This is a genomic window from Streptomyces sp. NPDC059499, assembly GCF_042749285.1.
GTDB lineage: Bacteria > Actinomycetota > Actinomycetes > Streptomycetales > Streptomycetaceae > Streptomyces.
In genome coordinates this window covers 115,415-137,265 of record NZ_JBHYTT010000020.1, presented here as the reverse complement: position 1 = coordinate 137,265, position 21,851 = coordinate 115,415, and the positions used below count along the sequence as shown (strand labels likewise).

At 70.7% G+C, this 21,851-nt stretch carries 20 protein-coding genes; 14 read left to right on the top strand and 6 right to left on the bottom strand.

Annotated elements, in window-relative coordinates:
• Window positions 1–16 precede the first annotated feature (16 nt).
• The 7 genes from ACFW9O_RS32780 (at window position 17) to ACFW9O_RS32750 (ending at window position 8,077) form a co-directional block, all read left to right on the top strand.
• Window positions 17–982, top strand: coding sequence for an ABC transporter permease (locus ACFW9O_RS32780; RefSeq protein ID WP_384614405.1), 966 nt, complete (start codon window positions 17–19; stop codon window positions 980–982).
• Window positions 982–2,706: a dipeptide ABC transporter ATP-binding protein gene (locus ACFW9O_RS32775; RefSeq protein WP_384614403.1), complete on the top strand. Its 1,725-nt coding sequence runs from the start codon at window positions 982–984 to the stop codon at window positions 2,704–2,706. Before ACFW9O_RS32780 ends, ACFW9O_RS32775 begins: the two co-directional genes overlap by 1 nt.
• A gap of 88 nt (window positions 2,707–2,794) precedes the next feature.
• Complete coding sequence (locus ACFW9O_RS32770) at window positions 2,795–4,411, top strand: ABC transporter substrate-binding protein (protein WP_384614402.1); 1,617 nt, start codon at window positions 2,795–2,797, stop codon at window positions 4,409–4,411.
• 40 nt (window positions 4,412–4,451) lie between these two features.
• Window positions 4,452–4,868, top strand: coding sequence for a PPOX class F420-dependent oxidoreductase (locus ACFW9O_RS32765; protein WP_329204448.1), 417 nt, complete (start codon window positions 4,452–4,454; stop codon window positions 4,866–4,868).
• Window positions 4,869–4,885: 17 nt separating this feature from the next.
• Entirely contained in the window at window positions 4,886–6,070 is a 1,185-nt protein-coding gene (locus tag ACFW9O_RS32760; RefSeq protein ID WP_384614401.1) for a macrolide family glycosyltransferase, read from the top strand.
• A complete protein-coding gene (locus ACFW9O_RS32755) occupies window positions 6,067–7,098 on the top strand; it encodes an LLM class flavin-dependent oxidoreductase (RefSeq protein ID WP_351178974.1) in 1,032 nt (343 codons plus the stop codon). The genes ACFW9O_RS32760 and ACFW9O_RS32755 overlap by 4 nt, the downstream gene beginning before the upstream one ends.
• A gap of 4 nt (window positions 7,099–7,102) precedes the next feature.
• Window positions 7,103–8,077: an ABC transporter permease gene (locus tag ACFW9O_RS32750; RefSeq protein WP_351178971.1), complete on the top strand. Its 975-nt coding sequence runs from the start codon at window positions 7,103–7,105 to the stop codon at window positions 8,075–8,077.
• Window positions 8,078–8,146: 69 nt separating this feature from the next.
• Here the strand turns inward: ACFW9O_RS32750 and rfbB are convergent, their stop codons facing one another.
• The 4 genes from rfbB to ACFW9O_RS32730 form a co-directional block, all read right to left on the bottom strand.
• Entirely contained in the window at window positions 8,147–9,133 is a 987-nt protein-coding gene (gene rfbB / locus ACFW9O_RS32745; RefSeq protein ID WP_384614398.1) for a dTDP-glucose 4,6-dehydratase, read from the bottom strand.
• The gene (locus ACFW9O_RS32740) at window positions 9,130–10,197 is read right to left on the bottom strand and encodes a glucose-1-phosphate thymidylyltransferase (protein WP_351179736.1); all 1,068 of its coding nucleotides are present in this window, start codon (window positions 10,195–10,197) and stop codon (window positions 9,130–9,132) included. Before ACFW9O_RS32740 ends, rfbB begins: the two co-directional genes overlap by 4 nt.
• A gap of 173 nt (window positions 10,198–10,370) precedes the next feature.
• Window positions 10,371–10,928 (bottom strand): NAD(P)H-dependent oxidoreductase, encoded by a 558-nt coding sequence (locus ACFW9O_RS32735; protein WP_351179733.1) that lies wholly within the window; start codon window positions 10,926–10,928, stop codon window positions 10,371–10,373.
• 147 nt (window positions 10,929–11,075) lie between these two features.
• A complete protein-coding gene (locus tag ACFW9O_RS32730; RefSeq protein WP_384614397.1) occupies window positions 11,076–11,882 on the bottom strand; it encodes an IclR family transcriptional regulator in 807 nt (268 codons plus the stop codon).
• A gap of 190 nt (window positions 11,883–12,072) precedes the next feature.
• Between ACFW9O_RS32730 and ACFW9O_RS32725 the strand changes: the two genes are divergently transcribed.
• From ACFW9O_RS32725 to ACFW9O_RS32700, 6 genes are all read left to right on the top strand, one after another.
• Window positions 12,073–13,689: a GMC family oxidoreductase gene (locus tag ACFW9O_RS32725; RefSeq protein WP_384614395.1), complete on the top strand. Its 1,617-nt coding sequence runs from the start codon at window positions 12,073–12,075 to the stop codon at window positions 13,687–13,689.
• Window positions 13,686–14,921, top strand: a complete 1,236-nt coding sequence (locus ACFW9O_RS32720; protein WP_384614393.1) for an LLM class flavin-dependent oxidoreductase — start codon at window positions 13,686–13,688, stop codon at window positions 14,919–14,921. Before ACFW9O_RS32725 ends, ACFW9O_RS32720 begins: the two co-directional genes overlap by 4 nt.
• On the top strand, window positions 14,918–15,970 hold the full coding sequence (locus ACFW9O_RS32715) for an ABC transporter substrate-binding protein (protein ID WP_384614391.1): 1,053 nt from the start codon (window positions 14,918–14,920) through the stop codon (window positions 15,968–15,970). The genes ACFW9O_RS32720 and ACFW9O_RS32715 overlap by 4 nt, the downstream gene beginning before the upstream one ends.
• Entirely contained in the window at window positions 15,967–16,680 is a 714-nt protein-coding gene (locus tag ACFW9O_RS32710) for a class II aldolase/adducin family protein (protein WP_384614389.1), read from the top strand. The genes ACFW9O_RS32715 and ACFW9O_RS32710 overlap by 4 nt, the downstream gene beginning before the upstream one ends.
• A 196-nt stretch (window positions 16,681–16,876) precedes the next feature.
• On the top strand, window positions 16,877–17,446 hold the full coding sequence (locus ACFW9O_RS32705; protein ID WP_351179717.1) for a TetR-like C-terminal domain-containing protein: 570 nt from the start codon (window positions 16,877–16,879) through the stop codon (window positions 17,444–17,446).
• A gap of 48 nt (window positions 17,447–17,494) precedes the next feature.
• Window positions 17,495–18,673: a GDSL-type esterase/lipase family protein gene (locus ACFW9O_RS32700; protein ID WP_384614388.1), complete on the top strand. Its 1,179-nt coding sequence runs from the start codon at window positions 17,495–17,497 to the stop codon at window positions 18,671–18,673.
• Window positions 18,674–18,685: 12 nt separating this feature from the next.
• Here the strand turns inward: ACFW9O_RS32700 and ACFW9O_RS32695 are convergent, their stop codons facing one another.
• Window positions 18,686–19,645 carry a helix-turn-helix domain-containing protein gene (locus ACFW9O_RS32695; protein ID WP_384614386.1) on the bottom strand — a complete coding sequence of 320 codons (960 nt, stop codon included), beginning with the start codon at window positions 19,643–19,645 and terminating at the stop codon, window positions 18,686–18,688.
• Window positions 19,646–19,753: 108 nt separating this feature from the next.
• On the opposite strand from ACFW9O_RS32695, the gene ACFW9O_RS32690 reads away from it, so the two are divergent.
• Window positions 19,754–20,878 carry a saccharopine dehydrogenase family protein gene (locus tag ACFW9O_RS32690; RefSeq protein ID WP_384614384.1) on the top strand — a complete coding sequence of 375 codons (1,125 nt, stop codon included), beginning with the start codon at window positions 19,754–19,756 and terminating at the stop codon, window positions 20,876–20,878.
• On the opposite strand, the gene ACFW9O_RS32685 is transcribed toward ACFW9O_RS32690, so the two are convergent.
• Window positions 20,836–21,795 (bottom strand): GlxA family transcriptional regulator, encoded by a 960-nt coding sequence (locus ACFW9O_RS32685; RefSeq protein WP_384614382.1) that lies wholly within the window; start codon window positions 21,793–21,795, stop codon window positions 20,836–20,838. The genes ACFW9O_RS32690 and ACFW9O_RS32685 overlap by 43 nt on opposite strands.
• Between the last annotated feature and the right edge of the window lie 56 nt (window positions 21,796–21,851).

The window sequence follows — 21,851 nt, the reverse complement described above, 5'->3', positions numbered from 1 at the left end:
CACATCTGGAGAGGCCGTGAGATTGCTACCCGACTCCCTGCCGGGCGCGGTGACCGGGCCGGGTACCGACGGGGCTCGTACCCCCGAAACCCCACCCGCCGAACGAGCCGCGTCGCCGAAGGGTTCCGGCGACGGGACCTCGAAGCCCCGGCTACGGATCCGCACCGGCATCCGGCGGCTGCCGGCCGTCCGGCCGGGACTGGCACTGGCCGTGCTCTGGCTCCTCGCCGCGATCACCGCCGCGCTCGCCCCCGAACTGTTCACCTCGCGGGATCCCCTCGCCGTGGACACCCCGGACCGGCTGCTCGGCCCCTCCGCCGAGCATCTGCTGGGGACCGATCAGCTCGGCCGGGACCTGTTCACGCGACTGGTGCACGGGGCCGGAGTGTCCCTGCTGTCCGCCCTGATCGCCACCCTGATCGGACTGACAGCGGGATCACTGCTCGGCCTCCTGGCCGGATTCCTCAGAGGAAGCACGGACATGGTGATCATGCGACTGGTGGACATGCTGCTGTCCATACCCGGTCTGCTGCTGTCCCTGGTGCTGATCGTCGCGCTGGGGCCAGGCACCCGGAACGCGGCCATCGCGGTCGGTCTGACGAGCATCGCCGTCTGCGCCCGCATCATGCGCGCCGAAGTGCTCAAGGTCCGCGAGAGCCTGTACGTGGAAGCGGCGCACTCCGGAGGAGCACGGTGGCCGCGCGTCCTGACGCGGCACGTCCTGCCGAACACCCTCGGACCGGTCTGGGCCCTGGCCGCCCTCGAGTTCGGCACCGCGATCCTCGCGGTCTCCGCGCTCAGCTTCCTCGGCTACGGGGTGCAGCCGCCGACACCGGAGTGGGGCGCACTGGTCTCGGAGGGGCGTGACTCCCTACGGGTCGCCTGGTGGCTGACCACCTTCCCCGGCCTGGCCGTCGCGGCGACCGTGGTCGCCTCCAACCGGGTGGCGCGCGCCCTCGACAGCGATCCGAGGGCCGCCTGATGAGCTCCGAAACGATTCCCGGCTCCGAGCCCGCCCCGCTCCTCGACGTCCGCGACCTCGTCGTGCGCTACCGGCTGCGCCGCAGTGTCGTCGAAGCCGTACGGTCCGTCAGTTTCACCGTCGCCCCGGGCGAGACCGTCGCGGTCGTCGGCGAGTCCGGATCGGGAAAGTCCACGACGGCACACGCCGTGCTCGGCCTCCTGCCGCCCGCCGCCGAAGTGGGTGGCGGCAGCATCCTCTTCGGCGGGCAGGACCTCACCCGACTGGGCGAACGACGCCTGCGAGGCCTGCGCGGCCGGGAGATCGCCCTGATCCCCCAGGACCCCGGCACCGCGCTGAACCCCGTGCACCGCATCGGCCGGCAGGTGGCCGAGGCGCTGATCACCCACGGGATCACCGACCGGCGCGGCGCACGGGCCGCCGTACTCGATCTGCTGGCCGACGCGGGCGTACCCGATCCACGCCGGCGCGCCGGGCAGTTCCCGCACGAGCTCTCCGGCGGCCTGCGCCAACGCGCACTCATCGCCATCGCCGTCGCCGCCCGGCCACGACTGATCGTCGCCGACGAGCCGACCAGCGCGCTCGACGTCATCGTGCAGCGCCAGATCCTCGACCACATCCAGTCGCTGACCCGTGCCGCGGGCACGAGCGTCCTGCTGATCACGCACGACCTCGGGGTCGCCGCCGAACGGAGCGACCGCGTCCTGGTCATGGCGCAGGGCGAGATCGTCGAGGACGGTCTGCCGGAAAGCATCGTGTCCGCCCCGACGCACCCGTACACGAAGGCACTCGTCGCCGCGACCCCGGGCCGAGGCCCCCGACCCCCGGCACGCCCCGCGGCCACCGTCCGGGAACCGGGCGGCCCGGCACCGCAGGCTTCCGACGCCTTCGCCGCTCCCACGGGCGCGGTACAGATCAGCGCCGAGCACCTGGTGAAGGAGTACCGGCTGCCGCGCGCGGCAGGCGAGCGCACGGTCCTGCGCGCCGTCGACGACGTCAGCCTGACCGTCCCGAGCGGCGAGACGTTCGCGCTGGTGGGCGAGTCCGGATCGGGGAAGTCGACCGTGGCACGGCTGCTGCTGCGGCTCTCCTCCCCGACCTCGGGCCGTGTGTACGTCGACGGCGAGGACGTCACCGCCCACCGCGGGCGGGAGCTGCGCTCGCTGCGCCGCCGGATGCAGATCGTCCACCAGAACCCCTACGCGGCCCTCAACCCCCGGCTGACGGTGGGCCGGATCGTCGCCGACCCCCTCACCTCGTTCGGACTGGGGACGCGCCGGCAGCGCACCCGGCGGGCCGCCGAACTCATCGACCTCGTCGCCCTGCCCGCCACGGTCCTGGAGCGCCGGCCCTCCGAACTCTCGGGCGGTCAGCGACAACGCGTGGCGATCGCTCGGGCCCTCGCGCTCAACCCGGGCCTGCTGGTCTGCGACGAGCCGGTGTCCGCTCTGGACGTCTCGGTCCAGGCCCAGATCCTCGACCTGCTCGCCGAGCTCCAGGCCCGGCTCGGACTCAGCTGTCTGTTCATCTCCCACGACCTGGCCGTGGTGCGGCAGATCGCCCACCGGGTCGGTGTCATGCGCGCCGGCCGCCTCGTCGAGGAAGGCCCCGCCGAGCAGGTCCTCACACGTCCGGCCCATCCGTACACCGAGGCTCTGCTGGCCGCCGTCCCCGGCCGTGAGCAGCTCGGGCAGACCGGACAGCCGTCCGCCGCACGCCTCTGAGCACCGGACCACCTGCTCACGCCCGGCCCTTTGACGCAGAACCACCCCCCGCACCCTTCGAGAAGCACCCTGAGGAGACAACCCCGTCATGTACCCCCGAGCACGCAGACTCCGCTCCACGCTGGTCCTGGCCACCGGCCTGACCGTCCTGCTCACCGCCTGCGGCGGCACGGACGACGACTCGTCCGGCGACGCCGCCAACAGTGCACCGAAGAAGGGCGGGACCCTCACCCTCGCTCTCCAGCAGTCCCCGCAGAGCGCCAACCCCCGTGCGTTCACCGACACCGGTGCCGTCTACGTCAACCGGCAGCTCTTCGACTCGCTCGTGAACCAGGACCCGGAGACCGGCAAGATCGTGCCGTGGCTCGCGAAGTCATGGGAGATCAACAAGGACGCGACCGAGTTCACCTTCCACCTCCGCGAAGGCGTCACCTTCTCCGACGGCACCCCGCTGACAGCCGAGGTGGTCAAGGCCAACTTCGACGACCTGGTCGCCAACAAGGCGAAGGTGAACCCCTCGATCGCCCCGACGGTCAGCGCGTTCACCAAAGCCTCGGTCGTCGACCCGGCGACGGTGACGGTCTCCTTCAGCAAGCCCAACGCGCCCTTCCTCGTCGCGGCCTCCCAGACCGGACTGTCCCTCGTCGCCCCGGCCACGCTCAAGCTCCCCTGGGACAAGCGTGTCGACAACGTGATCGGCTCCGGCCCCTTCGTCCTGGACACCTTCGCACCCGGCCAGGTCACCCTCTCCAAGCGCAAGGGGTACGACTGGTCGCCCGGCAGTGTCCGGCACACCGGAGACGCCTACCTCGACAAGGTCGTCTTCAAGGTGGTGCCGGAGGCGGGCGTCCGCACCGGCAGCCTCGAGTCCGGGCAGGTCCAGGCGGTCAGCGACGTACCTCCGGGCGACATCGCGTCCGTACGCGACAACGGGCTGAAACTCGTCACCCGGCCCAACCCCGGCCTGGTGTGGGGGCTGGTGCCCATCTCCGCCCGCAAGCCGCTCGACGACGTCCGCGTCCGCAAGGCCGTCGCCCTGTCGGTCGACCGGACCGAGGTGCGCGACGCCGTACTGAGCCCGGACTTCAAGCCCGCGACCAGCGTGCTGGCATCCACTACGCCCGGTTACGCCGATCTCGGCTCCGTGGTGAAGCACGACCCCACCGAAGCGGGCAAGCTGCTGGACACCGCCGGCTGGACCCGCAGCGGTGACGGCGTACGGGCCAAGGGCGGCAAGAAGCTCAGCCTCGTCGTCGGCTGGTTCCCCGGCTACACCGCCAGCCAGAAGACTCTTGAACTCATCAAGGCCCAGCTCGCCGAGAACGGCATCGAGCTGAAGCTGCTCCAGCAGACCGGCCTGCAGATCCTCGACGGCCTCAAGAAGGAGAAGTACGACTTCTTCTGGACCAACGGCACCCAGGCCGACGGTGACGTGCTGCGCACCTCCTTCTCCGGAGCGCCGCCGAACTACTACCGGATCAACGACACGACGCTCGAGCCGCTGCTCCAGGAGCAGGTCGCGACCGGTGACCCCGCCGCCCGCAACAAGATCCTGGCCCAGGCCCAGCGGCGCATCGTCGAAGAGGTCGTCTACCTCCCGGTGTTCGAGCAGACGACCGTCGTCGCCACCGGCAAGCAGGTCCACGGACTCACGCTGGGCGCGGGCGCCGGGCTGAACCCGCTGACGCCCGTCTGGCTCTCCTGACGGTCCGCCGTCCCGCTCCCGCCCACGTACCGAACGACTGATGAAGGAGGCGATCGTCGCCATGCCGGTGACGCTCGACGAACGAACCCGCGCGCTCTTCGACGGCCGGAACTTCCCGGTCATCGCCACCGTGAACCCCGACGGAAGCCCGCAGTCCTCGGTGGTGTGGGTGAAGCGGGACGGCGACACCCTGCTGTTCGTGGCCCCTGTGGCGCGCGGCAAGGCAAGGAACCTGGCACGCGATCCGCGGATCAGCGTCTCGGTGTTCGATGCGGCGAACCCGTACAGCTCGGTGGAGGTGCGCGGGATCGCGCACCTCTCCGAGGACGGCGCACAGGAACTGTCCGACGAACTGGCCCTCAAGTACCTGGGGGAGACCCACGCACCGCCGGACGGCCTGGTGCGGGTCGCCGTGCGGGTCGTGCCCGAGAAGATCATCGCCTTTCCCCGGACCTGACGCCAAGGAGGACTCCCATGTCCATACGAGCACTGATCATCGACATACCGTCCAACGGACATCTCTTCCCCAAGCTCGCCCTGGTCTCCGAACTGGTCCGGCGCGGCCACCGGGTCACCTACGTGACGATCGAGGAATTCGCCGAGAAGGTGCGCGGGGCCGGCGCCGACGTACTGACCTACACCTCGGTGAATCCGCTGGAGAGCCTGGCCAACGACACCTCCATCACCCCGACCGAGGCGTTCTTCCGGGAGAACGTCGCCATCCTGCGGGCCGTCGAGGCGCACTACGGCGACGACCGTCCGGACCTCCTCGCCTACGACGAGGCGGCCTTCCAGGCCGGCCGCGTGCTGCGCCACAGCTGGCAGCTCCCCGCCGTCCACCTCGCACCGAGTGTGGTGTCCAACGCGCACTACTCGTACTTCGAACGGATCTTCGCCCTCGCCCCGGAGTTCGCCCTCACCGACCCGGTGGACGAGATCTCCGCGTTCCTCGACGAATACGGCATCGCCGACCGCGTCGAGGAGTTCCTGTGGACCCGGCGGGTCCCGGACGAGCTCACCGTCGTCTTCGTGCCCCGGCGGTTCCAGCCCGCCCACGAGACCTTCGACGAACGCTTCGTGTTCATCGGGCCGAGCCTGGGGGACCGGGACTTCCTCGACGACTGGCAGCCTCCGGCCGACGGTCTGCCCACCGTGCTGATCTCGCTCGGCACCGTCAACAACCAGCACATCGGCTTCTTCCGGACCGCCGTCGAAGCCTTCCGCGACCAGCCCCTGCACGTGGTGATCTCGGTGGGCAACGGCCTGGACCCGGCCGAGCTGGCACCCCTGCCGCCCAATGTCGAGGTCCACCGCTGGATACGCCACGTAAAGGTCCTCGAACACGCTGCCGCGTTCGTGACCCACGGCGGCACCGGCAGCCTCTCCGAAGCCCTCCACACCGCCACACCCGTCGTGGTGGTGCCGCAGGGCGTCGACGTCCTGCCCTACGCGGAGCGGGTGACTGAACTGGGCATCGGCACCGTCGTCCGGCCCGAGAACCTCGATGCGGCGGCGCTGCGCGAGGCCGTGCTCTCGGTGGCGGGCGACGAGGCCGTCGCCCGGCGCGTACGGGAACTGCAGGAGCACACACACGCATCGGGCGGGCCCGCGCTCGCGGTCGACGAGATCGAGAACCACCTCAAGCGGGAGCAGCGATGAAATTCCTCCTCCTCCCCCATCTGCCACGGCAGGACAAGCCGGACGAGCTCCAGCTCAAGGAGCTCATCGACTACGCGGTACGCGCCGAGGAATGGGGGTTCGACGCCTACGGGATCGGCGAACGCCACGACCGCCCCGCCGTGTCGTCCTCCCCACCGGTCCTCCTCAGCAACATCGCCGCGCGGACCTCGAAGATCCGGCTCTTCACCGCGGTGACGACGCTCGGCATGCTCGACCCGCTGAGGGCCTTCGAGGACTACTCCACGCTCGACAACCTCTCCGGCGGCCGGCTCGACCTCATCGTCGCCAAGGGGGCATACCCCAGGTCCAGCAAACTGTTCGGGATCACCCCGGAGAACCAGTGGGACCTGCTCCGCGAGAACTACGCGTTGTTCCGGCGGCTGTGGACCGAGGACGACGTCACCTGGGAAGGCCGCCTCGGCCGCTCCCTGGAGAACGCCGAGGCGCTGCCGCGGCCGTACCAGAAGAACATCCGGATCTGGCACGGCAGCGGGAGCAGCACCGGGTCGGTCGACTTCGCTGCCCAGCACGGCGACCCGGTCTTCTCCTCCAACGGCAGCGGCCCGCTCGACCGCTACGCCAAGCTGATCCACCACTACCGGGAACGCTTCGCCTCCTACGGGCACGACCCCCGCAGGGCCCTCGTCGGCGCGGGCACGGCCGGCTACTTCGGAGCGCGCACCTCCCAGGAGGCCGTCGCCGCCTACCGTCCCGTCTTCGAGGCACGCCTGGCCGTCAACCGCACCTTCGACGGAGGTTCGATCCCGTACGACACCGTCGAGGACTGGATCGAGCACAGTTCGGTCCTCGTGGGCAGCCCCCAGCAGATCATCGACAAAGTCATCGGCCAGCACCAGGAGTTCGGCCACGAGCTCCTCCATCTGCACGTCGACGGCGAGATCCTCAGCCGCGCACAGTACGACGCCACGCTGGAGCTCTTCTTCGACGAAATCGCCCCGGTGCTCCGACGCGAGCTCCCGAGCCGGGCACTGGACGGGAGCAGCTGAACCGATGGCGCGCTATCTGCTGTCACGGGCCGGCCAGGCCGTCTTCGTGATCTGGGCCGCCTTCACGATCTCCTTCGTGGTGCTGTTCGCGCTGCCCAGCGATCCGGTCGCGGTGATGGCCGGACCCAACTCCAGCCTCAGCCCCGCCGAGCTCGACGCGATGCGCGCCGACCTCGGCCTCGACCGCCCGATGACCGAGCAGTACGTGAGCCGGCTCGGCGCGGTCCTGCAGGGCGATCTCGGCCAGTCGATCCAGAGCCGGGAACAGGTCTCCCACCTCATCGGTCAGGCCCTGCCCCAGACCGCGCAGATCACCGGCGCGGGTCTGGGGCTCGGCCTCCTGCTCGGCACGGCGCTCGCGGTCGGCGCCTCGCTGGTGCGGTGGCGCTGGCTGCAGCAGTTGCTGATGAGCCTCCCACCGCTCGGGGTGTCGCTGCCCTCGTACTGGGTGGGTCTGCTGCTCCTGCAGCAGTTCTCGTTCCGGTGGCACGTCTTCCCGGCGATCGGCAACGAAGGACCGCAGAGCATGGTCCTGCCGGCACTCACCCTCGCGCTGCCCGCCGGCGCGCTCATCGCCCAGCTGCTGGGCAAGAGCCTGCAGTCGGAACTCCTGGAGGGCTATGTGGAGACGGCACGGGCGAAGGGCGTGACACGGTCGGTCGTGCACGTGCGGCACGCGCTGCGCAACGCCGTCCTGCCTGCCCTGACCATGGTCGGGCTGCTGGTCGGTGGAATGCTGTCGGGTTCCGTGGTCGTCGAGACGGTGTTCTCGCGCGACGGGCTCGGCCGGCTCACCACGCAGGCGGTCAGCGGGCAGGATCTTCCGGTCGTGCAGGCCCTGGTGCTGCTCGGTGCCACGGTGTTCGCCGTGGTCAACCTGCTGATCGACCTCCTCTACCCGGTGATCGACCCGCGCATCGCACGCGAGGGACGACGCCGGCGCCCGCCGGTACCCGCTGCGGCCGGCGTCCCCGTCTAGGGCCTTCCGGCAGCACGCGCAGGCCCCTGTCCACCCACCCGGACAGGGGCCTGCGCGCGACGCCTGCGGTCATGACGGCGCCGACTGCTTCTTCAGCGGTTCCCACCAGGCACGGTTGGCCCGGTACCAGGCCACGGTCTCGGCGAGGGCTCCGTCGAAGTCGGCGCGCGGTACGTAGCCCAGCTCGTCGCGGATCCTGCCGCAGTCCACCGAGTACCGCCGGTCGTGGCCCTTGCGGTCCTCGACGTACTCGACGTGCTCCCAGCCGGCCCCGCAGGCCGCGAGCAGCCGCCCCGTCAGATCCTTGTTCGTGAGTTCCGTGCCGCCGCCGATGTTGTAGACCGAGCCGGGACTCCCCTTGGTGCGGACCAGCTCGATGCCCTGGACGTGGTCGTCGACGTGCAGCCAGTCCCTGATGTGGAGTCCGTCCCCGTACAGCGGAACCGGCCGTCCGTCGAGGAGGTTCGTGATGAACAGGGGGATGAGCTTCTCGGGGTAGTGGAACGGGCCGAAGTTGTTGGAGCAGCGCGTCACCCGCACGTCCAGGCCGTGCGTGCGGTGGCAGGCGAGGGCCATCATTTCGGCTGCGGCCTTGGACGCCGCATACGGTGAGTTCGGCAGGAGCGGATCGGTCTCGGGCCAGGAGCCCTCGGCGGCCGAGCCGTACACCTCGTCGGTGGAGATGTGGACGAACGTCTCCAGGCCGCTGCGCAGCGCGGCGTCCAGGAGCGTCTGCGTCCCCAGGACGTTCGTGGTGACGAACTCGGTCGCGCTGAGTATCGAACGGTCGACGTGGGACTCGGCGGCGAAGTGCACGATCTGGTCGTGTTCCGGGACGAGCCGGTCCACGAGTGCGCTGTCCCGGATGTCACCGTGAACGAAGCGGAAGCCGGGGTGGTCCCGGACCGCGGCGAGGTTGGCGGTGTTGCCGGCGTACGTCAGGGCGTCCAGCACCGTGACCGTGACCCCGTCCGGTCCTTCGGGGCCGAGGAGGGTGCGCACGTGGTGCGAGCCGATGAATCCGGCGCCACCCGTCACCAGGATCTTGGTGGTCATGAGGAGATCTGCACCTTGCTGTAGTCGCCGAGCACCAGCCGGTGGGCCGCGCGCACCCGTGGTGCCGGGGTCACTTCGACGGAACGGCCGATGAGGGACGCCTCGACGCGGTGCACGCCTCTGATCGACGAGTCGGCCAGGACGATCGAGAACTCTATTTCGCTGTCCTCGATGTGGCAGTTCTCGGAGACCGAGGTGAACGGCCCGAGGTAGGAGTCGACGACCACCGTTCCCGCACCCACGACGGCCGGTCCTACGATCCGGGATCCCCGGACCACGGCGCCGGCCTCGATCCGCACCCGGCCGATGATCCGGGTCGCGTCGTCCGTCTCGCCCTCGATCCCGGGGACCAGGGTCTCCAGCACGGTGCGGTTGGCCTCCAGCATGTCGTCGACGTTCCCGGTGTCCTTCCAGTAACCGGTGATCGTCGTCGACCGGACCCGCAGGCGCTCGTCGATGAGCCACTGGATGGCGTCGGTGATCTCCAGCTCGCCGCGCCACGACGCCTTGACCGCACGCACGGCCCGGTGGACCGCGGGGGTGAACAGATAGACGCCGACCAGCGCCAGGTCGCTCCGGGGCTGCTGCGGCTTCTCCTCCAGCCTGACCACATGCCCGGCGGAATCCAGCTCGGCGACACCGAACCGGGAAGGGTCGGGGACTCGGGTGACCAGAACCTGGGCGTCCGGCCGGTCCCTGCGGAAGGAGTCGACGACGTCCGTGATGCCGCCGACGATGAAGTTGTCGCCCAGGTACATCAGGAAATCCTCCTCGCCGAGGAAGTCGCGGGAAATGAGGACCGCGTGGGCGAGGCCCAAGGGGGCTTCCTGCCGTATGTAGGTGACTTCGATACCGAATTGCGAACCGTCACCGACGGCCTTCTCTATCTCGTCCGCCGTATCGCCCACGACGATGCCCACCTCGGTGATACCGGTGGCGGCGATGGCCTCGAGTCCGTAGAAGAGAACTGGTTTGTTACCTACCGGAACCAGCTGTTTTGCCGAGGTGTGCGTGATCGGGCGCAGGCGGGTGCCGGAACCACCGGCGAGTACCAATGATTTCATGGTTCCCATATTTCACGGATAACCCCCGGACGCGTCCCCTGAGAGGTCTTCCGAAACCCCTATGGATCCTCTCGTCCGGGGGATTCCGCCCGCGAAGCGCGCAAAGGAGTTCCCTCCCGCGACGGGCGCGGGAGGGACGATGACGCGGTGGCGGAACGGCGTGTGCCGTACCGTCAGCCGCGCACTGCCTTCAGTGCGCCTGCCCAGTTCTCGAGCTGGTCGAGCACCCGGCCCAGCTCCTCCTCGCGGGTTTCCGACGGGGAGAAGGCGGGGTAGCTCGGGAAGTCGACCGAGACGGGCAGCCCGAGCTGCGCCTGCACGGTGGCGATCTGCAGCTCGGAGGCGATCTGTCGCAGGTGCTCGACCGCGCGCACGCCGCCCGCGGCGCCGATGCTGACGAATCCAGCGGCCTTGTTGTTCCACTCGCCGTAGATGTAGTCGAGCGCGTTCTTCAGCGCCGCGGGAGCGCTGTGGTTGTACTCGGGGGTGACGAAGACGAAGCCGTCGAACTCGGCGATCTTCGCTGCCCAGCGCTTGGTGTGCGCACCCTCGTACTGCCCGTACTGCGGCGGCAGCGCCTCGTCGTAGGCCGGCAGGTCGAAGTCCGCGATGTCGACCAGCTCGTACTCGGCCTCCGGACGCTTGGAAGCGACGGTGTGGACCCACTCGGCCACCTCGCGGGTGACCCGACCCGGGCGAACGCTTCCGACGATCACGGCAATTCTGGGCATGACTGCTCCCCATCCCTATGTGAGTTGATGTATCAACTCAAGAGTGTGGGGCGCCGAGGTGATACGTCAACTCCCTTCGGGATCTGTTCACGGGACTGAAGTGAACCCGCATCTACGCGAGTTGGTCGGCGCGAGGCGGGACGCGGCTCACCACCGGCCGGGGGAGTCGGGGACCAGGAGGGTGCGCAGCCGGTGTGCGCTGTCCTGGGCCAGGCGGGCCATGGCCCTCGTGCGAGCCGCCGCTCCGCGGCTCCAGGTGGTGCCCACGCCCAGGGCGAGATAGCTGCCGCCGTCCCTGTCGAGGATCGGCACCGCGACGGTCAACTGCAGTGGATAGAGCTCTCTGCTGGAGAGGGCGTAGCCGCGTTCCCTGGTGACCGCCAGCTCGTCGCGCAGTCGCTCGGCCGAGGTGATCGTGCGCTCCGTGAACCGTTCGAAGGGGGCGAGCGAGTCCAGCTCCGCGTCCGTGGGGGCCGGCCAGGCGAGGAGGGCCTTGCCGAACGCGGACGCGTGCAGCGGTACGGAGTTGGCGACCCGGGCGCCCCAGTCGCCGGTGGCCTCGGCGACGGGCAGGTCGCTGACGACCAGGGCCTCGTTCCGGTCGCGCAGTGCGAGTGTGGCCGAACCGGACGTCTCCTCGGCGAGCCGCTGCAACTCGGGTCGTGCCAGGTCGAACCTGCGCTGGTGGATCAGTACGCGGTTGAGTCCGGCAATGGCGCTGCCGAGCCGGTAGCGGCGGGTCGTCGGATCCTGCTCGAGGAAGCCGGCCTTCTCCAGGGCCCTCGTCATCCGGTAGACGCTGCTGACGTTCAGGTCGAGGCTCCGCGCTATGTCGGACACGCCGACGGGTCCCGGGGCCGTTCTGAGGCATTGGAGGACCTCGAAGGCCCGCTCCACCGTCTGGGCGCCCGCCGGGCGGCTGGGTGCGGGCTCCGGCGTGTCCTGTCGTGCCATGCGAGGTCCTGTTCCTTGGGCCGTCCGTGTGGACGGGGGACGGGAGTGCTGCCGTCGTCGGCCCCATCATGGCAAAGGTTGCCGCTATGTGAAATGTGCCTTCACTATTTGACAAGCTCTTCGCGGCTGCCCGAGCCTGACGGCATGACACACGCAGCGGCCGCGGCAGCGACCCCCGGGGTCTCCCGCCATGCCTGACGCCCCACCACCCGCGTACGACTTCCTGGTTGTGGGCGCGGGAGTGGCCGGCTCGGTCCTGGCCGCCCGGCTCACCGAACTCCGCGACACCACCGTTCTGTTGCTCGAAGCCGGACCGGAACTCCCCGACTCCCCGCAGACCCGTGACCCCTTACGGGGCGCCGAGCTGTGGGGCTCGGACGCCGACTGGTCCTACGACACCGTGCCGCAGCCCGGACTCGGCGAACGGGCCGTCCACTGGCCATCGGGCCGCGCGCTCGGCGGATCGTCCGCCATCAACGCGTCGTTGTGGGTGCCCGGCGGCGCAGCGGACTACGACGCCTGGAGTGCCTACGGCGAGGGCTGGTCCTGGGAGAACGCCAGAGCGTCCCTCCGCCGGCTGGAGGACGACGGCACGGGGACCGGCCGGGGCCCGCTGCCGGTCCGCTCCGTGGCCGAACACCCTCTGACCGAAGCTCTGTTCAGTGCCGCACACGGGCTGGGGCTGCCCCGCGCGGAAAGCGGTGCAGAAAGCCCCGAGGGCGTCGACGCCCTGCGTCTCACGGTTCGGGACGGGCATCGCGTCACCTTCGCGGACGCGTTCCTCGCCCCCGCGCGGACCCGCGCGAACCTGCGGATCGTGACCGGAGCCCACGTCACCCGGATCGTCGTCGAGGACGGCCGCGCCACGGGTGTCACCTACCAGCACGACGGCGGCCCGCCCGTCTCCGTGGCCGCACGGCGGGAGGTGCTTCTCGCCGCGGGCGCCGTACGGTCTCCGCAGCTCCTGCTGCTCTCGGGCATCGGTCCCGCACAGGACCTGGAGAAGCTCGGGATTCCCGTGGTCGCGGAGCTTCCGGGCGTCGGGCGCAATCTCCACGACCACATCTGCGTCGGTGGCGCGGTACAGGCCCCGGACACCGCCGACCCCGAGGAGCCGCACCGCAAGGGGTCGGCCGACGGCACGGCGGGAGCGGTGGTGTTCGCGCGCAGCCGCCCCGAAGTGTCCGCTCCCGACATCGAGATCGTGCTCGCACCTGGCCGGGACGCTCCCCGGGGCGAGGGGCCCGGGGTGACGTTCGGTGTGGTCGCACTCCAGCCGCGGAGCAGGGGGACCGTGCGCCTCGCGAGCACCGACCCGCTGGCGCAGCCCCTCATCGATCCCGGCTACCTGAGCGATCCCGACGGCGACGACCTCGCCGTGCTGCGTGCCGGGGTGCGCCTCGCCCGCCGCCTCCTCGCCGCGCCCTCTCTCACCCCGTACGCGGGAGCGCCCGTCGGGCCCTCCCTCGCCGACGAGGACACCGACGCCCACATCCGAAGTGCGGCCGGGGCCATGTTCCATCCGGCCGGAACCGCCCGGTTCGGCCCCGACGACGACCCGGACGCCGTGCTCGACGCCGACCTGCGGGTCCGGGGCATCACCGGGCTCCGCGTCGTCGACGCCTCCGCGATCCCCGTCCTCAACCGCGGTCACACCATGGCCCCCACGGCATTCGTCGCCGAACGCGCCGCAGCGCTCGTCCGGCGTGCGTGGCGCACCGGGGACGCGAACGCGGAGCACACCGGGCGCGCGGACTTCGCCGCGCGCTCCCGCCACACCGAGCAGGCGAAGGAGCGGCAGCCATGACGGTGAAGATCCTCTGGTACCTACAGTCGGCCGACGGACCCGTCCCGTGGGAGGAGCACGGCGTCTGGCGCAACGACCTGCCCCGGCTGCGGGCGACCGCCGAAGTGATCGACCGGGTGGGGCTCTACGGCGCCCTGCTGCCGACCGGCCCGCACGAGCCGCTCGCCCTCGCCGCGGCGTTGACACCGCTCACGCGGCGGATGCGCTTCCTGGTGGCCCTGTACCCGGGGCTCCTCTCCCCGGCCAAACTCGTCGACATCGCGCTGGCCATCGACAACTTCAGCGAGGGGCGCCTGCTCTTCAACGTCGTCAACGGGCACGACTCCTGGCTGCCCGAATACGGCATGTTCCTTCCGCACGACGAGCGCTACTCCTACAGCGCCGAGTACTGGGAAGCCTTCTCCCGCCGCTGGACCAGCAGCAAGGAGCCCTACGAGGGCAAGCACATCCGGCTGGCGGGCCGGACCTTCGACATCCCGCTCACCTTCTTCCCGGATGCCGTCCAGTCCCGCATTCCGTTGTGGGGCGCGGGAGCCTCCGAGGCAGGAGTCGAACACGCGGCCAGGACCGTCGACTTCTACCTCAGTTTCGCCGATCTTCCGGACCGGCTCGGCGCGAGGTTCCGGAAGGTCGCGGCGATCGCCGCCACGCACGGACGCACGCTCGGGTACGGCACCCGGCTCCAGGTCGTCGTACGCGACACGGAGGAGGAGGCGTGGGCCCACGCCCGGTGGCTGCTGGAGCAGACCTCGTACGACAAGGCGGTGGAACTCGTCGCGTACAAGCTCGGGCCCGGGTGGCTGGACAAGGAGGTCGAGACCGACGACCCACGGGTGCGGCGCTGTGTCGACGCGCTCCGTGCCGGCCGGCTGCCCGAGGTCGAGGACCTGGTCGTCCACCCCAACATCTGGCTCGGGCCGAGCACGTTCGGCTTCGACTTCTTCGGGCCCGGCGCCGGAACGTGGCTGGTCGGCACACCTGCCCAGGTCGCCGAGCGGATCCAGGAGTACGCCGCGCACGGCGCGGAGTCCTTCATCCTCTCGGGATGGCCGCTCGCGTCCGAAGCGCTGCGCTTCGGCAGGGACGTGCTGCCGCTCCTCGACACCGACCACGAGTTCGAGATCCCGCCGTTCCAGCCGGACGGCTACGACGAACTGCTTGCCCACTTTCCGCCCCCTCGGGGCCCCGAGTCCCTGCCCGCAGTCGCGGCCCACGGATCCGGGCCGCGATGACCGGCCACCGGACCCCGGGCGCCGCAGGTGCGCCGACCATCGACACGATCCGTCTCACCCGGTGCCCCGTCCCCACCGCGAGCGGCCTCGCCCACCGACTCGGGCTGCTCGAAGCGGCGTTCGCCGGCGACGGCATCACGGTCACCCTCCTCCAGGACGGTGCGCCGGAGCTGGCCCGCCACCACCTCGACCACGAACTACCCGGTCTCTTCCGAGAAGGAGGCAGCATCCCGGCGCTCGCCGCCCGGGCCCGGGGTGCGCCGACCCGGCTCATCGGCCTGACCTGGATCGAGGAGCGACAGGCGATTCTCGTCCGCCCCGGATCGGGTATCGACAGCCCCGGAACCCTCGCCGGACGGCGCGCCGCGCTGCCGGTCCACGGCGCCGAACCGGGCGCGGGCATCATGCGGGCGATGGCGCTGCAGGGCTTCAGGGGCGCGCTCGAGATCGCCGGACTCGGGCTCCACGCCATGGAGTTCACCGAGGTTCCCGACGCCCGGGACGCGCACGCCGAGTGGACGGTCAACGGCGCGCTGCCCCACCCGTGGACCGGCATCGAGGCCCTCCGGCGCGGCGACGTCGACGCCGTCTACGTCAAAGGGGCCGCCGCACTCGCCCACGCCGCCGAGGCGGGCGTGGTGATCGGAATCGACCTCGACGACGAGGACGACCCACGCAGCCGGGTCAACAACGGCACGCCCCGGCCGATCACCGTCCACGAACGGACGCTCGCCGAGCATCCCGAACTCGTCGTGCGGTTCCTCGCCGAGACGCTGCGGGCCGCCGACTGGGCGGCCGGCCACCGGGAGGAGCTGCTGCGGATCCTGCACAGCGAGACCGGTGGCACACCGGAAGCGGTCGCCGCGGCCCACCGCGGCGACTTCCACCGCCGTCTGCACCCCGGGCTGTCCGACGACCGGCTCACCCTGCTCGACCAACAGAAGGAGTTCCTCGTGTCCCATTCCTTTGTCAGGCCCGACTTCCCGCTGGACGCGTGGGTGGCCCACGAGCCGCTCCGGGCGGCGCACGCGCTGGTGGCCGCCCGATGAGCGCCGGAGTCGATGTCGACGCGTTCACGGCCACGCTGCTCGACGAGGCGACGACGGCGTTCAAGGTGCTGCGCGAGACCGGGACGACCACCGCCAGTGCGACGCTGAGCTTCGTGGTGCGGGCACCGGGCGAGCAACTGGTCGCCGCGGTGAAGCACCCTGACCCGCTGCGCCCCGGCGCCAGGCCGGAGGTGGTGCTGACCTCCATCCTCAACGGTCCGGACGCGCTGCGTCCGTGGGGCGACGGGCTCCGCTACGCCGCGGTGTTCGCGGCTCATCCGTGGCTCAACGCGATCTCGCACGTCCACACGCCGTACCTCGCGGCCTGGGGGCAGACCCACCGTCCGCTGCCCATCCGCTACGTACCGGTCCAGCGCGACACGCTCGCCGATGAACTGCCGGTCTACCTCGACCGTCGTGAGGCCGAGGACGCGTTCATCATCCGGGTGCTGGACGAGGACCCCGAGGTACCGGGAATCCTGGAGGCCAACGGCGGCGCCACCATCTGGGGGCGCGGCGGACTGCTGGACCTCGCCCGCACGATCCTGCTCATCGAGGAGGGTGCCCGCGCCCAGACGCTGGCGGCGAGCATCGGCGGATCGAGGAACTACGGTCCAGGCGTCCTGGCCCAGCAGTGGACCGCCATGGGACGCGCCGACAGTCCCCGGGCCCAGGCACGTATCGCCGAGCTCGACGCGGTCACGGACTGACGGCGCGCGGCGGTGCACGGGAGCGGCACGGCATCCCGTGAGGCGGTCGGAGGCCCGCGCATCGTGATGCGCGGGCCTCCCCGCCGGTCCGCTGCCGGGTCAGCCCGCCTCGCGCCTCCCAGGTTCTGCAGCTACCTGATTTGCCTAAAGGTATTAGGTAAATGCATCATGGGTTCTGCCCAACGGGAGGAAACGCATGGTGCGCGCAGGTCTGACCGCGGAACGTCTGACCCGGGCCGGAGCGGAAATGGCCGACGAGGTCGGCTTCGAGAAGGTGACCGTCTCCGCGCTCGCCCGGCAGTTCGACGTCAAGGTCGCGAGCCTGTACTCGCACCTCAAGAACTCCCAGGACCTCAGGACCAGGATCGCGCTGCTCGCCCTGGAGGAGCTCGCCGACCGTGGCGCCGCCGCCTTGGCGGGACGAGCCGGCAAGGACGCCCTGGCGGCTCTCGCGAACGTCTACCGCGACTACGCCCATGAGCATCCCGGAAGGTACGCCGCGGCACAGTTGCGGCTCGATCCGGAGGCGGCCGCCGCCAGCGCGGGCAGCAGGCACGCGCAGATGACGCGCGCGATCCTCCGGGGCTACGACCTGGAGGAACCCGACCAGACCCACGCGGTCCGGCTGCTGGGCAGCTTCTTCCACGGCTACGTCAGCCTGGAGATGGGCGGAGGCTTCAGCCACAGCGCCCCGGACACCCAGGAGACCTGGACCCGGATGATGGACGCCCTCGACGCCCTGTTGCGGAACTGGCCCGCACCCTGAGGCTCCCTGCCCCGACGCACCCGAACGCTTCGATCAACAGGTTGAGACATGGACACCGAGCGCAACTGGATCACCACGCCCGTCACCGCTGACATCCTCCGCGGCGCCCTCGATCTGGAACACACCGCACGGGGCCTTCTGCCGCACCGGCTTCCCGCCTGGGCCCGCGCCCAGTGCGCCGACGGGCAACTGGCGATGGCGGAGGCCCAGCCCTCCGGCGTACGGCTGGTGTTCCGCACCCGGGCCACCGCCGTCGAACTGGACACCGTTCCGACGAAGCGCGTCTACGTGGGTGCCCCGCCCCGCCCCGACGGCATGTACGACCTGCTCGTCGACGGCCGCCTGGCCGGCCGGGCCGGTGTGGCCTCAGGCAACACCCTGACCATCGACATGACCACCGGTTCGGTCGTGCACGAGCCAGGCGGGGCAGGCACCCTCCGCTTCGCCGATCTGCCCGACGGCGACAAGGACGTCGAGATCTGGCTGCCGCACAACGAGACCACCGAACTGGTCGCGCTGCGCACCGACGCCCCCATCGAGCCCGCACCGGACCGGGGCCGCAAGGTGTGGCTGCACCACGGCAGTTCGATCAGTCACGGATCCGACGCCGCGGGCCCCACCAGCATCTGGCCCGCACTCGCCGCGTCCCTCGGCGGCGTGGAACTGATCAATCTGGGCCTGGCCGGCAGCGCGCTGCTCGACCCGTTCACCGCGCGGACCATGCGGGACACCCCCGCGGACCTGATCAGCGTCAAGATCGGCATCAATCTCGTCAACGCCGACCTGATGCGCCTGCGTGCCTTCGGCCCGGCGGTGCACGGCTTCCTCGACACCATCCGGGAGGGACACCCGACCACGCCGTTGCTGGTCGTGTCGCCCATCCTCTGCCCGATCCACGAGGACACTCCCGGCCCGGCCGCCCCTGACTTCAGCAACATCGGTGAAGGGAAGCTGAGTTTCCTCGCCATGGGCGACCCCGAGGACTCCACCCGCCTGACGCTCGACATCATCCGGCAGGAACTCGTCCGCATCACCACCGCACGGGCCGCCGATGACCCCAACCTGCACTACCTCGACGGCCGCGAACTCTACGGCGAGGAGGACTTCGCCGAACTGCCCCTGCCCGACCAGCTCCACCCGGACGCCGCGTCGCACCGTCGCATGGGCGAGCGCTTCGCCGCCGCGGCCTTCGCCGCCACCGGCGCCTTCGCGGACAACCGCGCCTGAAGCGACTGCTGTTCAGCCCGACCGGTCGGGCCCCGGAGAGCCGAAGGTCCGCCGGTAGGCCTCGGGCGGCAGCCCCGTGACACGAGTGAAATGCCGCCGCAGAGTGGCGGCCGTCCCCATGCCCGTCCGCGCCGCGATCCGCTCGATGCCGGCGTCGCTCGACTCCAGCAACTCCTGCGCCTGCCGCACGCGCTGACTGAGCAGCCAACGCAACGGTGCCGTTCCGGTGACGGCGTGGAAGTGCCGGGCCAGGTTGCGGCTGCTCATCCCGGCCTGCCGGGCCAGGTCCTCCACCGTGAGCGGCTGGTCGAGCCGGGCCAGCGCCCACGGAAGCAGGTCGGCGAGCGGGTGGTCGCGGCCGTGCGTCACCGGCGCGGGAATGAACTGCGCCTGGCCGCCGTCCCGATGAGGCGGGGTGACGAGGAGTCTGGCGAGCGCGTTGGCCACCGTCGCCCCGTAGTCGGAACGGACGATGTGCAGACACAGGTCCATGCCGGCGGCCTTCCCCGCCGAGGTGAGGACGTCGCCCTCATCGGTGAACAGCACCCCGGCATCGACCCTGACGCGCGGATACCGCGCGGCGAGCGCGTCCGTATGGGCCCAGTGCGTGGTGGCGCGGCGTCCGTCCAGGAGTCCCGCCGCGGCCAGGACGAAGGCGCCCGTGCACAGGGACACGATCCGCGCTCCCGCGGCGTGGGCGGCGCGGACGGCGTCGACCAGATCCCCCGGCGGGTCCATGTCCACGCCACGCCACGCCGGGACGACCACGGTGTGCGCGTCGGTCAGGGCCTCCAGCCCCTGGGCGGTCTCGGCCCGGAACCAGTTCCCGACCCTGGCCCCGTCAGCCCCGCAGACGGTGAAGGAGTACCACGGGTGGGCCAGGTCGGAGTGGTCCGTGCCGAAGACCTCGCAGGCCGCGGCGGCCTCGAAGAGCATGCTGCCCTCGGTGAGGGCCATCACCACGTTTCGCATGTCCGAAACTGTACGCCCCTCGTCATTTCAGCCACTGGTCGCATGCGGGGCGGGCGCGGAACACTGTGTGCGAGGGGCACTTCGCCCCGCGCACACAAGGAGACAGCGATGAGCCCCACTTCTTCCGTATCTGCCGCACCGTCAGCCGGCGACCGTTCCGCGCTGCCGGTGGTCGCTGTCATCGGCGCCTACGGACACACCGGCCGCTTCGTCGTGGCCGAGCTACTGAGCCGGGGCATGACACCACTCCTCGTCGGGCGGAACCGGAGCGGACTCGACGCGCTGCGCGAGCTGGCCCCCGATGCGCCGGTACGCGTGGCGACCACGGAGGACGCGGCTTCTCTCGACCGCGCGCTCGACGGCGCGGCCGCGGTCATCAACTGCGCCGGTCCGTTCCTCGCGACTGCTCCCGCCGTGGCCGAGGCGGCGCTCCGTGCGGGCCTTCCGTACCTGGACGTCTCCGCCGAACAGGGCGTCACCGCCGCCCTGTTCGACACGTACGCCGACGAGGCCCGGGAAGCCGGCGTCGTTCTCGTGCCGTCCCTGGCCTTCTACGGAGGTCTGGGCGACCTGCTCGCCACCGCGGCCCTGGGTGACTGGCTGGACGCGGACGAAATCACCCTTGCCTACGGCCTCGACAGCTGGCACCCGACGCCCGGCACACGGCTCACCGGTGAGAGCAACGCGGGGCAGCACCTCACCTACACGGGAGGCAGGCTCCAGCCCTTCGGCTACTCCCCGGACGTCTTCCCTTGGCGTTTCCCGGAGCCGCTCGGCAGCCAGGACGCCAGCGCGTTCCCGTCGGCCGAGCAGGTCACCCTCCCGCGCCACGTGCGGACACCGGAGGTGCGCGCGGTGATGAACCTCGTGCCGTTGCAGGACATCCGCGCGGAGGACACCCCGGCGCCCGTCCCCGCGGACGGCAGCGGACGCTCCGCACAGACCTTCCTCGTCGAGGCGGTCGTCCGCCGCGGCCAGGAGACACGCCGTGCCGTCGCGGGCGGGCGCGACATCTACGCCGTCACGGCACCGCTCGTCGTGGAAGCGGTCGCGCGGATCCTCGACGGGCGGTGCAAGGCAACGGGCGTGGCCGCGGCCGGTGAGGCGTTCGACGCCGGGAGCTTCCTGCGTGCGCTGACGCCCGAGCACCTCACACGGCTCGACCTGCCCGCCGACGCGGACCGGTCCGCTCAGCGGACGTCGGCCGGTACGCCCCGGAACGTACGACGGTAGGCGAGCGGAGTCACGCCGATGGCCGTGTGCAGGTGCTGCCGCAACGACGTGCCGGTGCCGAAGCCGACCTGCGCGGCGATGTCGTCCACCGGGAGATCGGTCGATTCGAGCAGATGACGTGCCCGCACGACCCGCTGCTGGATCAGCCAGCGCCCCGGACTCATCCCCACCTCCTCGCCGAAGCGGCGGGCGAACGTGCGCAGGCTCATGCGCGCGTGGCCGGCGAGTTCGGTCAGACTCAAGGGCTCGTACAGGTGCTCCAACGCCCACTGGCGGGTGGCGGCCGTACTGTTCGCGGACGTCCCGGGAACCGGCTGCTCGATGTACTGCGCCTGCCCGCCGTCCCGCCACGGCGGAACGACGCAGGCGCGCGCGACGTGGTTGGCGAGGGTGGTGCCGTGGTCCTTGCGCACGAGATGCAGGCACACGTCCACTCCTGAGGCCGCTCCCGCCGACGTCAGAACGTCTTCGTCGTCGACGAAGAGCACGTCCGGATCGAGCGCGATGTGCGGGAACCACTCCTGGAAGAGCCGGGTCACGGCCCAGTGCGTCGTGGCCGGCCGGCCGTCGAGCAGTCCGGTCGCGGCGAGGACGAAGGCGGCTGTGCAGATCGAAACGATACGCGTGCCCTTCGGTACGGAGGCTAGGGCCGCCGCGACCGGCGGCGCCACCTCCCGGGTGATGCGCGAAGTGTCGAAGGGCGGGATCACGACGGTGTCGGCCGTGGCCAGTGCCTCCGGTCCCTGCTCGACGGTGACCGAGAAGTCGGAGTTGGTGTGCACCGGAAGTCCGTCGACGGTGCAGGTCACGACCTCGTACCGGCCGCCGGCGGCCCCGAAGATCCGGCTCGGAATACCCAGCTCGAACGGGTACACGCCGTCCAGTGCGAGCACGACGACGCGGTGCGGACGTCCCATGGCAGGATCCTGTCGAAAGGTGGCAATCATGCCATGGTACTCAACAGAAGCCGCCG

Excerpts from the sequence above, each read along its gene's own strand:
- ACFW9O_RS32770 (WP_384614402.1), top strand. The coding sequence starts at position 2,795 with ATGTACCCCCGAGCACGCAGACTCCGCTCCACGCTGGTCCTGGCCACC.
- ACFW9O_RS32730 (WP_384614397.1), bottom strand. The coding sequence starts at position 11,882 with ATGGCACGACAGGACACGCCGGAGCCCGCACCCAGCCGCCCGGCGGGC.
- ACFW9O_RS32690 (WP_384614384.1), top strand. The coding sequence starts at position 19,754 with ATGAGCCCCACTTCTTCCGTATCTGCCGCACCGTCAGCCGGCGACCGT.
- ACFW9O_RS32760 (WP_384614401.1), top strand. The coding sequence starts at position 4,886 with ATGTCCATACGAGCACTGATCATCGACATACCGTCCAACGGACATCTC.
- ACFW9O_RS32775 (WP_384614403.1), top strand. The coding sequence starts at position 982 with ATGAGCTCCGAAACGATTCCCGGCTCCGAGCCCGCCCCGCTCCTCGAC.
- ACFW9O_RS32755 (WP_351178974.1), top strand. The coding sequence starts at position 6,067 with ATGAAATTCCTCCTCCTCCCCCATCTGCCACGGCAGGACAAGCCGGAC.
- ACFW9O_RS32715 (WP_384614391.1), top strand. The coding sequence starts at position 14,918 with ATGACCGGCCACCGGACCCCGGGCGCCGCAGGTGCGCCGACCATCGAC.
- ACFW9O_RS32725 (WP_384614395.1), top strand. The coding sequence starts at position 12,073 with ATGCCTGACGCCCCACCACCCGCGTACGACTTCCTGGTTGTGGGCGCG.
- ACFW9O_RS32765 (WP_329204448.1), top strand. The coding sequence starts at position 4,452 with ATGAAGGAGGCGATCGTCGCCATGCCGGTGACGCTCGACGAACGAACC.
- ACFW9O_RS32710 (WP_384614389.1), top strand. The coding sequence starts at position 15,967 with ATGAGCGCCGGAGTCGATGTCGACGCGTTCACGGCCACGCTGCTCGAC.
- ACFW9O_RS32685 (WP_384614382.1), bottom strand. The coding sequence starts at position 21,795 with ATGGGACGTCCGCACCGCGTCGTCGTGCTCGCACTGGACGGCGTGTAC.
- ACFW9O_RS32705 (WP_351179717.1), top strand. The coding sequence starts at position 16,877 with ATGGTGCGCGCAGGTCTGACCGCGGAACGTCTGACCCGGGCCGGAGCG.
- ACFW9O_RS32700 (WP_384614388.1), top strand. The coding sequence starts at position 17,495 with ATGGACACCGAGCGCAACTGGATCACCACGCCCGTCACCGCTGACATC.
- ACFW9O_RS32750 (WP_351178971.1), top strand. The coding sequence starts at position 7,103 with ATGGCGCGCTATCTGCTGTCACGGGCCGGCCAGGCCGTCTTCGTGATC.
- rfbB (WP_384614398.1), bottom strand. The coding sequence starts at position 9,133 with ATGACCACCAAGATCCTGGTGACGGGTGGCGCCGGATTCATCGGCTCG.
- ACFW9O_RS32740 (WP_351179736.1), bottom strand. The coding sequence starts at position 10,197 with ATGAAATCATTGGTACTCGCCGGTGGTTCCGGCACCCGCCTGCGCCCG.
- ACFW9O_RS32735 (WP_351179733.1), bottom strand. The coding sequence starts at position 10,928 with ATGCCCAGAATTGCCGTGATCGTCGGAAGCGTTCGCCCGGGTCGGGTC.
- ACFW9O_RS32720 (WP_384614393.1), top strand. The coding sequence starts at position 13,686 with ATGACGGTGAAGATCCTCTGGTACCTACAGTCGGCCGACGGACCCGTC.
- ACFW9O_RS32695 (WP_384614386.1), bottom strand. The coding sequence starts at position 19,645 with ATGCGAAACGTGGTGATGGCCCTCACCGAGGGCAGCATGCTCTTCGAG.